Here is a 12825-nt window from a genome sequence, read left to right as displayed (position 1 = left end):
CTTAATCAGCCGCGGGCAATCGTGTTGGCGTCCAGCGCCAGCTTTGCGGCCACTTTCTCACGAATCATCTGCTCCAGGCGGTCCACCAGATTGTCGTTGTCGACTTTCTGATCCGGGGCGCCATCGACGTACACGAGGTTGTTGGGCGTTCCGCCAGTCAGACCGATATCAGCCTCTCTGGCTTCGCCCGGCCCGTTTACGACGCAGCCGATCACCGCAACATCAAGCGGAACGAGGACGTCATCCAGACGCGACTCCAGCTCGTTCATGGTCTTGACCACGTCGAAGTTCTGCCGTGAACAACTCGGGCAGGCGATGAAGTTGATACCCCGAGAACGCAGCCTCAACGACTTCAGAATATCGAAACCGACCTTGATCTCTTCCACCGGGTCAGCGGCCAGAGAGATGCGGATGGTGTCGCCGATCCCTTCGGCCAGCAACATGCCCAGGCCGACTGCCGACTTGACCGTACCCGAGCGTAGCCCGCCCGCTTCGGTGATGCCCAGATGCAACGGCTGGACAATCTGGCTGGCCAGCAGACGGTAGGCACCGACTGCCATGAAAACGTCGGAGGCCTTCACGCTGACCTTGAAATCCTGGAAATCAAGACGGTCGAGGTGCTCGACATTGCGCAACGCGGACTCCACCAGCGCCTCGGGCGTCGGCTCGCCGTATTTTTTCTGCAGATCCTTTTCCAGCGAACCGGCATTGACGCCGATGCGGATCGGAATGCCATGATGCCGCGCCGCGTCGACGACAGCGCGAACGCGGTCTTCGCGGCCGATATTGCCTGGATTGATGCGCAGGCAGTCGACGCCAAGCTCGGCAACCCGCAGAGCAATCTTGTAATCAAAGTGAATGTCCGCCACCAGCGCCATGGACGTCTGCTGACGGATCTTGCCGAACGCCTCCGCCGCTTCCATGCTGGGGACCGATACACGTACGATGTCCGCTCCGGCCGCTTCCAGGCGCTGGATCTGGGCCACGGTAGCGGCCACATCGCAGGTCTCGGTGTTGGTCATGCTCTGAACAGAGATCGGCGCATCGCCGCCGACCAGAACCGAGCCGACCTTGATCTGACGTGATACCCGACGCTTTACCGGCGAAGACTGGTGCATCATCAACCCCGCTCGTCCAGACGCAGACGCACCACGCCGGACTGCTTGTTGCTCGGGAGCTGCACCGGCGCGCCGGCGAGCTGGATCGACTGCACCGCTTCAACTGCGCCGATGACCACCTGAAGCGGACCGTCCTGCGGAATTGCAATGCTCTGTCCTGCCTGCATCAAACCGCTGTGTACGACCTTGCCTTCCAGCGTACTGATCTGCACCCAGCAATTGTCACTGAAGCTCATCTGCAGCGTCCTGCCATCGACACTTGCCGTGGTCGCCACTGCGGCGGGCGCCGGGTCGGCACTCGGCGTGGCAACTGGTGATGAAGGCGGTTCGACTGCGGCAGCACTGACGGGCTGGTCCTGCACGGCGGCATCCGCCACCGGCGCAGCTTCGCTGAAGCTGACCCTTTCAGCGGGTACGACGGGCTCGTCCACCAACGCCAGGTTGGCGCGCTGGATGCCCGGAATCGGCACCGGTGGCGGGAGGGAGTCGATCTGGACATCCTCGAGCAGATCGTCGGCGCTGGTGGCGACGGTCGCAGGCTCGGAACGCTGCTCGGCGCTGAACCACCATACCCCACAGCCGATGACGGCCAGCATCATGGCAGCAGAGGTGCCCCGTACCCACAGACGGCTGGACTGGGGCTGAGGCGCTACCTTGCTGATGCCGTTGACAGGACGTTCACGCTCCTGAATCCCCATCTGACGGTCATAGGCCAGCACGTATTCAGTGGGATCGAGCTTGAGCAGTCGCGCATAGGCGCGAATGTACCCGCGGGCGAAGGTGTCGCCGGGAAGCCGGTCGAACTGCCCGGTCTCGATGTGATCCAGGGTTCTGGGCGTGAGCCGTAACGCCTCGGCTACCTGAGCGGCGGTCAGGCCGCACTCCACCCGCGCGTTGCGCAGGGCCTCACCCGGGTTGGCGAAACGCAGCGCGTCGTTGACGCCCGCTGCCGAATCAATGTGTTCTGAGTTCATGATGACTCCGACGCTTTGAGCGCCCTGGCCTCGGGACTTGCAGGATAGAGGCGGCGCAGTTGCAATGCATAGCTCGCAGCCCGGTTGTGGTCTTCGAACCGACGGGCCAACTGCACACCCAGCCACAGGCTGGAAGCGGTCTGGCCCGACAACTGGGTAAAGCGGCGATAGTATTCCCAGGCAGGTACGTAATGCTGCTGCTGAAACTCGATCTTGGCCAGCTCCAGCAACGCCAGCGGCTGGCGGCTGTTCAGCCTGAGCGCTCGCTCGAAGCTTGCCTTGGCAGCTTCGGTATTGTCCATCCGAGAATGCGTCAGACCAAGATTCTCGAATACCCGCGAGCGCTCCCGGTACAGGGTGTCGCGCGAGGCTTTCTCGAACTGCTGTAACGCTTCGTTGTAACGTTCCTGGGCAAGCAGAAACGCTCCGTAGTTATTCAGGATGCGAGCACTGTCGGGCTCGGCTGCCAGAGCCGCACGGAAATGCTGCTCGGCCGACGTGTCTTCGCCTTCCTGCTGAAATACCAGTGCCAACGCGGTATGCGCAGCCGAGGAACGCGGATCCAGCTTCAGCGCTTCGCTAAGCGGCGCCTTGGCGCGCTCGGTCTCGCCTTCCTGCAGATACCCGATGCCCAGCTGGATATACGAGTCTCGCGCGGCGTTCGGATCCGTCTTGCGCGGCTTCTCACCGGTGGTGGTAGTCATGCAACCCGTCAACACCAGGCTGAGCATCCCTACCGCAAGCATTGGTTTGATCATGTCCGTATCATCCCATCAGACCTGGCGACTGGATGCAGACTGCGCCACGGCAGGTGCGCCGTCAGCCGCAAGTTGACGCACCGCGATATAGCGTTCACTGCGCCGCGTGCGGTCGGCGACCTGTCCGACCAACTGCCCGCAGGCGGCATCGATATCCTCACCGCGGGTGGTGCGCACGGTCACGTTGTAACCCGCCCGATGCAACATGTCCTGGAAGCGCCGAATCGCATTATTGCTCGGTCGCTCGTAACCCGAGTGTGGGAACGGGTTGAACGGAATCAGATTTATCTTGCAGGGTGTTTCGCGCAGCAGCTCAATCAGCTGTTCAGCATGCTCGGGCTGATCGTTCACATCCTTGAGCAGCGTGTACTCGATAGTCAGATACCGCTTTTCGCCCAGCCCGGCGATATACGCGTTGCAGGATGCCAGCAGCATCTTCAGCGGATACTTGCGGTTGATCGGCACCAGCTCGTTGCGCAACGCATCATTCGGAGCATGCAGGGAGAGCGCCAGCGCAACGTCCGTGACGGCTGCGAGCTTGTCGATCATCGGCACCACGCCCGATGTCGACAGCGTGACCTTGCGCTTGGAAATGCCGTAGCCCAGATCGTCCATCATCAGATTCATGGAATCGACGACGTTATCGAAATTCAGCAGCGGCTCACCCATGCCCATCATCACCACGTTGGTGATCGCTCTATCAACCTTGGCCGGCACGGTCCCGAAGGACTTGTTGGCGACCCACACCTGGCCGATGATCTCGGCCACGGTGAGATCGCTGTTGAAACCTTGTTTGCCTGTCGAGCAAAAACTGCAGTCCAGCGCGCATCCGGCCTGGGACGACACGCACAGGGTGCCGCGACCATTCTGTGGAATGTACACCGTCTCGACACAACTACCCGAGGCGACACGCACCACCCACTTGCGCGTGCCGTCCTTGGAAATATCTTCACTGACGATTTCCGGACCACGGATCTCGGCTTGAGCCTTGAGCTTCTCGCGCAGTGCCTTGCCGAGATTGGTCATCTCGTCGAAATCGGAAACGCCGAAGTGATGGATCCATTTCATCACCTGACCGGCACGGAAACGCTTCTCTCCGATCTGTTCGAAGAAAGCCTCCATTTTCGGCTGAGTCAGACCCAGCAGATTGGTCTTGGCAACGGTATCGGTCATGAGGATGACATCACTCCAGAGTCAGGCCCGGCCTTAGCGAGTACGCGGGCAGAGTTCGGTTTCGGCGAAGAAATACGCTACTTCGCGGGCAGCCGAGGTAGTGGAATCAGAGCCATGTACGGCATTGGCATCGATCGACTCGGCGAAATCCGCGCGGATGGTGCCCGATGCTGCTTCCTTCGGGTTGGTCGCGCCCATCAGATCACGATTCTTCAGTACCGCGCCCTCACCTTCGAGCACCTGAACGACAACCGGGCCGGACGTCATGAACGCAACCAGATCCTTGAAGAACGGACGCTCCTTGTGCTCGGCGTAGAAGCCTTCGGCATCCGACTGGGACAGCTGGACCATCTTCGCCGCGATAACGCGCAGACCAGCCTGCTCGAAGCGGCTGACGATCTGACCGATGACATTCTTGGCAACGGCATCGGGCTTGATGATGGACAATGTGCGTTCAACAGCCATAAAACTCTCCAGACAGTTATTAGACAGGATAGAAGGTTACAAGAGATTGTTAACCTGCGGATTATACGCAGGTTGACTACAAATGCGTAACAGCCCTGACATCGAGGGCGATCGGGGGCGCGATCAGGATTTCTGCCGCAGACGTCCGACCACGTCACAGAGAATGCAGGCTGCCTCGTCCACTTCGTCGGCAGACGTGAAACGCCCGAGCGAGATGCGTAGCGAACCGTGGGCCCGCTCGTCGGACAGACCGATCCCGCGCAGCACATAAGAGGGCTCTACAGCTGCCGAGGTGCAGGCCGAACCTGTTGACAGTGCCAGATCCTTGAGCGACAGCAGCAACAGCTCGCCATCTACACCGGCAAAGGCCAGATTGAGATTGTGCGGAACCCGCTCCGTCGCGCTGCCGTTGAGCTCGACGCCTTCCAGCATCCGCAGCCCCTCCATGAATCGCCGATTCAACCCGGCAATCCGATCGCATTCGTCATGCATCGAGGTACCGGCCAGGGCAAAGGCCTCCCCCATTCCGACGATCTGGTGCGTGGGCAGCGTGCCTGACCGCATGCCTCGCTCGTGACCGCCACCGTGGATGAGCGCCTGAGGACGAACGTCCAGCGTGCGCCGCACATACAGCGCGCCCACGCCCTTGGGGCCGTAGGTCTTGTGTGCACTGAAGGACATCATGTCGACCTGCAGTGCCTGCAGATCGATGCCGAGCTTGCCGGTGGACTGCGCTGCGTCGACATGAAACAGCGCCCCGTGCTCGCGCACCACTGCGCCCAGCGCGGCGAGATCATGCACCGTACCTATTTCGTTGTTCACATGCATCAGGGTGACGACAACGGTGTCTTCGCGCAACGCATCGCGAAGCGCCTCCGGCGTGACGATGCCGTCCGGGCCGGGATCGAGATAGGTGACCTCGAACCCTTCGCGCTCCAGTTGCCGGCAACTATCGAGCACAGCCTTGTGCTCGATACGCGAGGTCACCAGATGGCGACCGCGGCTGGCGAGCGCATGCGCAGCGCCCTTGATCGCCAGATTGTTGGATTCGGTCGCGCCGGAGGTCCAGACAATTTCCCGCGGGTCGGCGCCGACCAGGTCGGCCACCTGTCGGCGCGCTGCTTCTACCGCCTCTTCCGCCTTCCAGCCATAGATGTGAGAGCGCGAGGCAGGGTTGGCGAAATTACCGTCCAGCGTCAGGCACCCCATCATCTTTTCGGCGACCCGGGGGTCAACCGGTGTGGTGGCGGCGTAGTCGAGATAGATGGGCAATCTCATCAGTGCTTGGCCTGCGTGTCGTCGACCGGTGCAGTGAGATCTTCAGCCGGGGCTGCATCGCTCTTGAGCATGTCGAAGTCGTGATCGTCCAACCGGGGCAGGTCCTTGGCACAGTAATCGCTGCCGAGTTCGCTCAGGGCATTGCACATGCCCTCCATCCGCTTGTCGACCGCGTGCATGTGATCAAGCATGCGCTCGATCGCCCGCGCCACGGGGTCAGGCATATCGCTGGTCACGCCATAGGCGTCGAAGCCGAGCTTCTCGGCCATTGCCTGGCGCCGCACGGTCTGCTCACCCTGTTCGCCCACAGCCTCCTTGACGATGATCCGACCAGGAATGCCCACGGCCGTTGCCCCGGCAGGAACCGGCTTGGTGACGACCGCATTCGAACCGATCTTGGCCCCGGCACCCACCGTGAAGGGGCCCAGCACCTTGGCCCCGGCGCCGACGACAACGCCATGCTCCAGAGTCGGATGGCGCTTGCCCTTGCCCCAGCTCGTCCCGCCAAGCGTCACGCCCTGGTAGATGGTGACGTCGTCGCCGATCTCGGCGGTCTCGCCGATCACTACACCCATGCCGTGATCGATGAAGAAGCGTCGCCCCAACTTCACGCCGGGATGGATCTCGATGCCCGTCATCCAGCGCGCAAAATTCGACAGCATGCGCGCCAGCAGCCGCGCTTCGTGCAGCCACAGCCAGTGGCTCAGCCGGTGGATCCAGATGGCATGCAACCCCGGATAGCAGAACAGCACCTCGAGCGTGTTTCGGGCGGCCGGATCCCGGTGAAACACACTGGCGATGTCTTCCTTCATGCGCTGGAACATTTGTTTAACGTCTCCGCTCACCGGACGCCTGGACGCCGATGGCCTTCTGGGTTTCGGTCAGGATACCGCGCAGAATGTTCATTTCCACCTGGTTCGGGCGAATGCGCCCATAGAGCCGGCGCAGACGGGGTATCAACTGCCTGGGTTTCTGAGGGTCGTGGAAGCCGATTTCAACCAGAACCTGCTCAAGATGTGCATAAAAGCGCTCCATCTCTTCCGCCGTCGCCGGAATCTCGTTCTGGATGGAGGTGGTCTCGGTCTTCTTCATCTTGGTCGGCTGGCCGGCGCGCTGCAACTCGAGCATGCGAAGCTCGTAGCACAGCACCTGAACTGCGGCTGCCAGGTTCAACGAGCTGAAATCCGGATTGGACGGAATATGCACATGGTACTGGCAGCGCTGCAGCTCGTCGGTCGTAAGCCCGGAGTCTTCACGACCGAAAACCAGGGCAACGGTCGCATCGGACACCTCGTCAAGCTGATCGAGCACCAGTGTTGCGGCCTCTCTCGGGTCGACCACCGGCCAGGGGATTCGACGATCACGCGCACTGGTTCCGAGCACCAGTACACAGTCGCTGATCGCCTCTTCCAGCGTCGCGACGATGCGCGCGCCTTCGAGCACATCGTCGGCGCCAGACGCGCGCGCGCGGGCATCGGGGTCCGGGAAGCGCTCGGGGTCGACAAGTACCAGCTCGCAAATCCCCATGTTTTTCATCGCCCGGGCGGCGCCGCCGATATTCCCCGGATGACTGGTGTTCACCAATACCACGCGAACTCTGTCCAACAGCGTACCCTCGGCCATGGGTGTGAAAGAACCGTGCATCTTACAAAAGCCAGCGCGCAATGACCATGACGCATACAAGTCGGACAGCATGTCTGCTACAATTTCCGGCTTTTCGTGTTCCTTTACAGAGATTTCCGCAATGCAGCCCATGTTGAACATCGCCCTGCGCGCCGCGCGCAGCGCTGGAGAACTGATCTATCGCTCCACAGACCGCCTCGATGTTCTGACCATCAATGAAAAGGACGCAAAGGACTACGTCACCGAGGTAGACCGTGCCGCCGAGCAGACGATCGTTCAACAGCTGCGCAAGGCCTATCCCGATCACGGCATCCACGCCGAGGAGTCCGGCTTCCAGCCAGGCCGCGGTGAAGGCGCAGATGTGGTATGGATCATCGACCCGCTGGATGGCACCACCAACTTCATCCACGGTATGCCCCATTATGCAGTGAGCATCGCCTGCCGTATCAAGGGTCGCATCGAACATGCGGTCGTACTCGATCCGATTCGCCAGGAGGAATTCACCGCGAGTCGTGGTCGCGGCGCCGCCCTCAACGGCAAGCGTCTTCGTGTCAGTCCGCGCAAGAGCCTGGAAGGCGCGGTGTTGGGAACGGGCTTCCCGTTCCGCGATGATCAACTGGACGGTCTGGACAACTATCTGGGCATGTTCCGCGCGTTGGTAGGCCAGACTGCAGGCATACGCCGCGCCGGCGCCGCCAGCCTGGACCTGGCCTACGTCGCGGCCGGCCGCTTCGATGCGTTCTGGGAGTCGGGTCTTGCTGAATGGGATATGGCGGCAGGCACGCTGCTGATCCAGGAAGCGGGCGGACTGGTCAGCGACTTCACCGGCGGCCACCAGTACCTGGAAAAGGGCCATATCGTTGCCGGCAACCCGAAGTGCTTCAAGGCGGTACTTACCGCGATACAGCCGCACCTGACGCCGGCGATGAAGCGATAAAGCCTTCGTATCGAACAAAAAGCCCCGCAGAGCGGGGCTTTTTTGTGAGGCTGGAAGGCTGAAGACTGAAATACGCATCGATTCTTTCAGCCTTCAGCCTCGAGCCTCCTGCGATGGCGGGTCGGGTCTTACGGCCGCTCGTCCACCGCTTCCTCCACCTGCGGCGGAATCAGATCCTCGCGAGTGAGCTTCATGGTCACGAGCAGGCCGTTCGCCACGTAGATCGACGAATAGGTGCCGATACCGACGCCGATCAGCAGCGCGGTGGCAAAGCCGTGGATGTTCTCGCCGCCGAACCAGAACAGCGCAAGCAGCACCAGCACCGTGGACAATGATGTTGCCAAGGTCCGGCCGAGTGTCTGCGTGGTCGACACGTTGATGATTTCGACCAGATCGGTCTTGCGCATGACGCGCAGGTTCTCCCTCACCCGGTCGAACACCACAATGGTGTCGTTCAGCGAGTAACCGATCACCGCCAGCAGCGCTGCCAGCACGGTCAGATCGAACGACAGGCCAAAGAACGCAAAGAATCCAAGCGTGAAGATCACGTCGTGCACCAGCGCCACGATGGCGGCGACGGCGAATTTCATCTGGAACCGCAGCGAGACGTAGAGCAGGATCCCGCCCATCGCCAGCAGCAGCCCCAGACCACCCTGATCACGCAACTCTTCGCCGACCTGCGGCCCGATGAACTCGACCCGCTTGACCGTGACCTCCCCGGCGTCTTCACGCTGGATCAGGCGAGCGATCTCGCTGCCGAGGTCGGGGTCGTCGCTGGCCAGACGAATCAGCACGTCGGTCGACGCACCAAAGTTCTGCACCACCGCGTCGTCCCAGCCGGCTTGCTGCAAGGTCTGACGAATAGACTCCAGATCGGCGGCTTCCTCATAGTTGAGCTCGACCAGCGCGCCGCCAGTGAAATCCAGACCCAGATTGAGTTGCTTGATCGCCAGACTGACGATGGAGCCAATGAAAAGCACCACGGCGACTGCGTAGAAGAACTTGCGCAGCCCCATGAAATTGATGGTGTTCTTGACGATCATGGTTCAGCCCTCACAGCCACAGCTTCTTGATATCGCGCCCACCGACGGTGAGGTTCACCATGGCCCGGGAGACCATGATGGCGCTGAACATTGACGTAATGATCCCCAGCGACAGGGTTACGGCGAAGCCCTTGATCGGACCCGAACCCATTGCGAAGAGGATCACCCCCACCAGCAAGGTTGTCAGGTTACCGTCGAGAATCGCTGAAAACGCCTTGTCGAAGCCTTCATGAAGGGCCCGTTGCACCGACACCCCTGACGCGATTTCTTCCTTTACGCGGGAGAAGATCAGCACGTTCGCATCCACTGCCATGCCCAGGGTCAGAACGATACCGGCGATACCCGGCAGCGTCAGAGTTGCGCCCAGCAGGGACATCAGCGCCAGCAGCAGCACCAGGTTCAACGACAGTGCGATACCGGCGATCACGCCGAATGCCTTGTACACGATCAGCATGAACACCAGCACCAGCAGGAAGCCGACCTGCGTGGCCGTTACGCCTTTGGCGATGTTTTCCGCGCCGAGGCTCGGACCGATGGTGCGCTCTTCTACGAAATACATCGGCGCCGCGAGGCCACCGGCGCGCAGGAGCAGCGCCAGCTCGGATGCTTCGGCCGGAGAATCCAGGCCGGTAATGCGAAACTGGTTGCCCAGGGTGCTCTGGATGGTGGCGAGGCTGATGATCGACTTCTCTTCGACGAAACCAGGGACTTCGACGATCTGCATCTGACCATCGACTTCCTGCTCGACCTCACGACTGATCTGGCGCTGCTCGATGAACAGTACCGCCATGCCACGCCCAATGTTGTTCCGCGTAGCACGGGTCATCAATTCGCCGCCGTGCCCGTCCAGGCGAATGTTCACCTGCGGACGACCGTTCTCGTCGAAGTTGGATTGCGCATCGGTGACCTGATCACCGGTCAGAATGATACTGCGTTCGACGTCAGCCGGCGGGCGGCCTTCGCCGCCGCGAAACTCGAAACTCTCGGTAGTGGCACGCGGCGCGTTCTGCTCGGCAGCCAGCCGGAACTCGAGGTTTGCGGTTTTGCCGAGGATACGCTTGGCTTCGGCGGTGTCCTGCACGCCAGGCAACTCCACCACGATGCGGTTGGCACCCTGGCGCTGAACCAGCGGCTCGGCAACGCCCAACTCGTTGACCCGGTTGCGCACCGTAGTCAGGTTCTGCCGGACCGAGTACTCCCGGATTTCAGCCATCTCGGCGTCGGTCAGGGTGAGACGGAGGATCTGCAGACCTTCGCGGGTGGCTTCGCCAAGCTGGAACTGATTGTACTGGGCGCTGATGACACGACGCGCCTGATTCAGCTCGTCTTCCGACTCGAAACCGAACTGCAGCGTGTTGCCCTGACTGGGCATGCTGCGATAACGCACCCGCTCGCCCCGCAGCAGGCTGCGCAATTCGCTTTCATAGACGTTGACGCGATTGCTGATCGCTCGCTCAAGGTCCACCTCGAGCAGAAAATGTACGCCGCCGGAGAGGTCAAGACCGAGCTTCATGGGCCCGGCGCCGATGCTACGCAGCCAGTCAGGCGTTGTCGGCGCGAGGTTCTGTGCGACGACGTAGTCCTGCCCGAGTTCACGGCGGATGACATCCTGCGCCGGAAGCTGCTGGCTCTGGCGCGTCAATCGGATCAGGCCGGAGCGGCCGTTGTTACCGACTTCGGTGCCCTTGACCTCGATGCCGGCACCAGCCAACGCACTGCTAGCGCGCTGCAGGTCGGCCTCGTCCATGACCTGCGTCGAGCTGGCTCCGGAAATCTGGATGGCCGGATCGTCAGGATACAAATTGGGGAGTGCGTAGATCACACCGAGCGCCAGTACAACGACGATCAGCAGGTATTTCCACAGGGGGTAACGATTGAGCATTGGGTAGCCCGCTAACAATCCGGGCGCCTGCAAGGGCGCCCGGAAACGGTGATTATCGGAGAGATCAGATCGCTTTCAGCGTGCCCTTGGGCAACGAGGCGACGATGGCGCCCTTCTGGAACTTCAGCTCCTGGCCGTCGGACACTTCGAGCACGACGAACTCGTCGGTGACCTTCTTGACCTTGCCAAGGATGCCGCCGCCGGTTACCACCTCATCACCAGCACTCAGCCCGCCGATCAGGTTCTTGTGTTCCTTGGCGCGCTTGGCCTGCGGACGCCAGATCATCAGATAGAAGATGACCAGAAAACCGATCAGAAAAATCCACTCGAAACCACCGCCCATGGGCGCAGCTGCACCTTCGGCGGTCTGTGCCACGGCGGCCGGGATGAAAAAGCTCATGTGTTACTCCTGTTTTATGATTCGCAAGACGAAATTGGGCTTCCGTGACGCTTTTCAAGCCTCGAGCGGTGGGACCGGCAGGCCGAGTTTTGCGTAGAAGTCATCCACAAAGGCGCTCAATGTACCCTGTTGAATGGCACCGCGCAAACCGGCCATCAGGCGCTGATAATGTCGCAAATTATGTATGGTATTGAGCATGCTGCCGAGCATCTCGCCGCACTTGTCCAGATGGTGCAGATAGCCTCGGGAGAAGTTCTGGCAGGTGTAGCAGTCGCAACTGGAATCCAGCGGCGAGGTGTCGTGACGGTGAGTCGCGTTGCGAATCTTGACCACGCCCGCATCGGTGAACAGATGGCCGTTGCGCGCATTGCGGGTGGGCATGACGCAGTCGAACATGTCGACGCCGCGTCGCACGCCTTCAACCAGATCCTCGGGCTTGCCAACGCCCATCAGGTAGCGCGGCTTGTCTGCCGGCATATGCGGGGGCAGAAAATCCAGAACCCGGATCATCTCCTCCTTCGGCTCGCCGACCGACAACCCGCCAATGGCCAGCCCATCGAAGCCGATCTCGTTCAGCCCTTCCAGCGATCGCAACCGCAGATCCCGATGCATACCGCCCTGGACGATACCGAACAGCGCCGACGGATTGTCTCCATGGGCCACCTTCGAGCGACGGGCCCAGCGCAATGACAGCTCCATCGATCGGCGGGCAGTGTCTTCATCGGCGGGATAGGGTGTGCATTCGTCGAAGATCATCACGATGTCCGAGCCGAGATCACGCTGGACCTGCATCGATTCTTCCGGCCCCATGAACACCTTGGCGCCGTCCACCGGCGACGAAAAGTACACGCCCTCTTCCTTGATCTTGCGCATCGCGCCCAGGCTGAACACCTGAAAACCTCCGGAGTCGGTCAGGATCGGACCTTTCCACTGCATGAAATCGTGCAGATCACCGTGTGCGCGAATCACCTCGGTCCCCGGCCGCAGCCAGAGGTGAAAGGTATTTCCAAGGATGATCTGCGCGCCGATCGCCTCGACATCTCTAGGCAGCATGCCCTTGACCGTGCCGTAGGTGCCCACCGGCATGAACGCCGGGGTCTCCACCACGCCGCGCGGAAAGGTCAGCCGGCCGCGACGGGCGCGGCCGTCGGTAGCAAGCAACTCGAACTGCATG

13 protein-coding genes are annotated in these 12825 nt (G+C 61.2%); 1 reads left to right on the top strand and 12 read right to left on the bottom strand.

All coding sequences use genetic code 11. The annotated features are described in order from the left end of the window. Positions 1-5 precede the first annotated feature (5 nt). The 8 genes from ispG to trmJ all read right to left on the bottom strand — a co-directional run bounded on the left by ispG (position 6) and on the right by trmJ (position 7374). The gene (ispG, locus tag KEM63_RS03040) at positions 6-1118 is read right to left on the bottom strand and encodes a flavodoxin-dependent (E)-4-hydroxy-3-methylbut-2-enyl-diphosphate synthase (protein WP_223655801.1); all 1113 of its coding nucleotides are present in this window, start codon (positions 1116-1118) and stop codon (positions 6-8) included. Between the two features lie 2 nt (positions 1119-1120). Then, positions 1121-2092, bottom strand: coding sequence for a RodZ domain-containing protein (locus tag KEM63_RS03035; protein WP_223654736.1), 972 nt, complete (start codon positions 2090-2092; stop codon positions 1121-1123). Next, complete coding sequence (pilW, locus tag KEM63_RS03030) at positions 2089-2850, bottom strand: type IV pilus biogenesis/stability protein PilW (protein WP_223654735.1); 762 nt, start codon at positions 2848-2850, stop codon at positions 2089-2091. Before pilW ends, KEM63_RS03035 begins: the two co-directional genes overlap by 4 nt. 15 nt (positions 2851-2865) lie before the next feature. Further along, complete coding sequence (gene rlmN / locus KEM63_RS03025) at positions 2866-4023, bottom strand: dual-specificity RNA methyltransferase RlmN (RefSeq protein WP_223654734.1); 1158 nt, start codon at positions 4021-4023, stop codon at positions 2866-2868. A 33-nt stretch (positions 4024-4056) separates the two neighbouring features. Beyond that, positions 4057-4488: a nucleoside-diphosphate kinase gene (gene ndk, locus KEM63_RS03020; protein ID WP_223654733.1), complete on the bottom strand. Its 432-nt coding sequence runs from the start codon at positions 4486-4488 to the stop codon at positions 4057-4059. 123 nt (positions 4489-4611) lie between these two features. Next, the gene (locus tag KEM63_RS03015) at positions 4612-5766 is read right to left on the bottom strand and encodes an IscS subfamily cysteine desulfurase (protein WP_223654732.1); all 1155 of its coding nucleotides are present in this window, start codon (positions 5764-5766) and stop codon (positions 4612-4614) included. After that, positions 5766-6590 carry a serine O-acetyltransferase gene (cysE, locus tag KEM63_RS03010; RefSeq protein WP_223654731.1) on the bottom strand — a complete coding sequence of 275 codons (825 nt, stop codon included), beginning with the start codon at positions 6588-6590 and terminating at the stop codon, positions 5766-5768. Before cysE ends, KEM63_RS03015 begins: the two co-directional genes overlap by 1 nt. A gap of 4 nt (positions 6591-6594) precedes the next feature. Beyond that, positions 6595-7374 carry a tRNA (cytosine(32)/uridine(32)-2'-O)-methyltransferase TrmJ gene (trmJ, locus tag KEM63_RS03005; RefSeq protein WP_223655800.1) on the bottom strand — a complete coding sequence of 260 codons (780 nt, stop codon included), beginning with the start codon at positions 7372-7374 and terminating at the stop codon, positions 6595-6597. 136 nt (positions 7375-7510) lie between these two features. Here trmJ and suhB point away from each other — a divergent pair, with 136 nt between their 5' ends. Further along, positions 7511-8326, top strand: coding sequence for a type III secretion system regulator SuhB (suhB, locus tag KEM63_RS03000; RefSeq protein WP_223654730.1), 816 nt, complete (start codon positions 7511-7513; stop codon positions 8324-8326). Between the two features lie 128 nt (positions 8327-8454). Here suhB and secF read toward each other — a convergent pair whose 3' ends face one another. From secF to tgt, 4 genes are all read right to left on the bottom strand, one after another. After that, the gene (gene secF, locus KEM63_RS02995) at positions 8455-9369 is read right to left on the bottom strand and encodes a protein translocase subunit SecF (protein ID WP_223654729.1); all 915 of its coding nucleotides are present in this window, start codon (positions 9367-9369) and stop codon (positions 8455-8457) included. Positions 9370-9379: 10 nt separating this feature from the next. Next, complete coding sequence (secD, locus tag KEM63_RS02990) at positions 9380-11251, bottom strand: protein translocase subunit SecD (protein ID WP_223654728.1); 1872 nt, start codon at positions 11249-11251, stop codon at positions 9380-9382. Between the two features lie 64 nt (positions 11252-11315). After that, positions 11316-11651 (bottom strand): preprotein translocase subunit YajC, encoded by a 336-nt coding sequence (yajC, locus tag KEM63_RS02985; RefSeq protein ID WP_093391397.1) that lies wholly within the window; start codon positions 11649-11651, stop codon positions 11316-11318. Between the two features lie 54 nt (positions 11652-11705). Next, complete coding sequence (gene tgt / locus KEM63_RS02980) at positions 11706-12824, bottom strand: tRNA guanosine(34) transglycosylase Tgt (RefSeq protein ID WP_223655799.1); 1119 nt, start codon at positions 12822-12824, stop codon at positions 11706-11708. Position 12825 lies beyond the last annotated feature (1 nt).

Origin of the sequence: Halopseudomonas nanhaiensis (assembly GCF_020025155.1) — a bacterium.
In the GTDB taxonomy this organism is placed as follows: domain Bacteria; phylum Pseudomonadota; class Gammaproteobacteria; order Pseudomonadales; family Pseudomonadaceae; genus Halopseudomonas; species Halopseudomonas nanhaiensis.
This window is presented reverse-complemented; position numbering and strand designations above follow the sequence as displayed.

Excerpts from the sequence above, each read along its gene's own strand:
- ndk (WP_223654733.1), bottom strand. The coding sequence starts at position 4,488 with ATGGCTGTTGAACGCACATTGTCCATCATCAAGCCCGATGCCGTTGCC.
- KEM63_RS03015 (WP_223654732.1), bottom strand. The coding sequence starts at position 5,766 with ATGAGATTGCCCATCTATCTCGACTACGCCGCCACCACACCGGTTGAC.
- KEM63_RS03035 (WP_223654736.1), bottom strand. The coding sequence starts at position 2,092 with ATGAACTCAGAACACATTGATTCGGCAGCGGGCGTCAACGACGCGCTG.
- secD (WP_223654728.1), bottom strand. The coding sequence starts at position 11,251 with ATGCTCAATCGTTACCCCCTGTGGAAATACCTGCTGATCGTCGTTGTA.
- tgt (WP_223655799.1), bottom strand. The coding sequence starts at position 12,824 with ATGCAGTTCGAGTTGCTTGCTACCGACGGCCGCGCCCGTCGCGGCCGG.
- pilW (WP_223654735.1), bottom strand. The coding sequence starts at position 2,850 with ATGATCAAACCAATGCTTGCGGTAGGGATGCTCAGCCTGGTGTTGACG.
- secF (WP_223654729.1), bottom strand. The coding sequence starts at position 9,369 with ATGATCGTCAAGAACACCATCAATTTCATGGGGCTGCGCAAGTTCTTC.
- rlmN (WP_223654734.1), bottom strand. The coding sequence starts at position 4,023 with ATGACCGATACCGTTGCCAAGACCAATCTGCTGGGTCTGACTCAGCCG.
- cysE (WP_223654731.1), bottom strand. The coding sequence starts at position 6,590 with ATGTTCCAGCGCATGAAGGAAGACATCGCCAGTGTGTTTCACCGGGAT.
- ispG (WP_223655801.1), bottom strand. The coding sequence starts at position 1,118 with ATGCACCAGTCTTCGCCGGTAAAGCGTCGGGTATCACGTCAGATCAAG.
- yajC (WP_093391397.1), bottom strand. The coding sequence starts at position 11,651 with ATGAGCTTTTTCATCCCGGCCGCCGTGGCACAGACCGCCGAAGGTGCA.
- suhB (WP_223654730.1), top strand. The coding sequence starts at position 7,511 with ATGCAGCCCATGTTGAACATCGCCCTGCGCGCCGCGCGCAGCGCTGGA.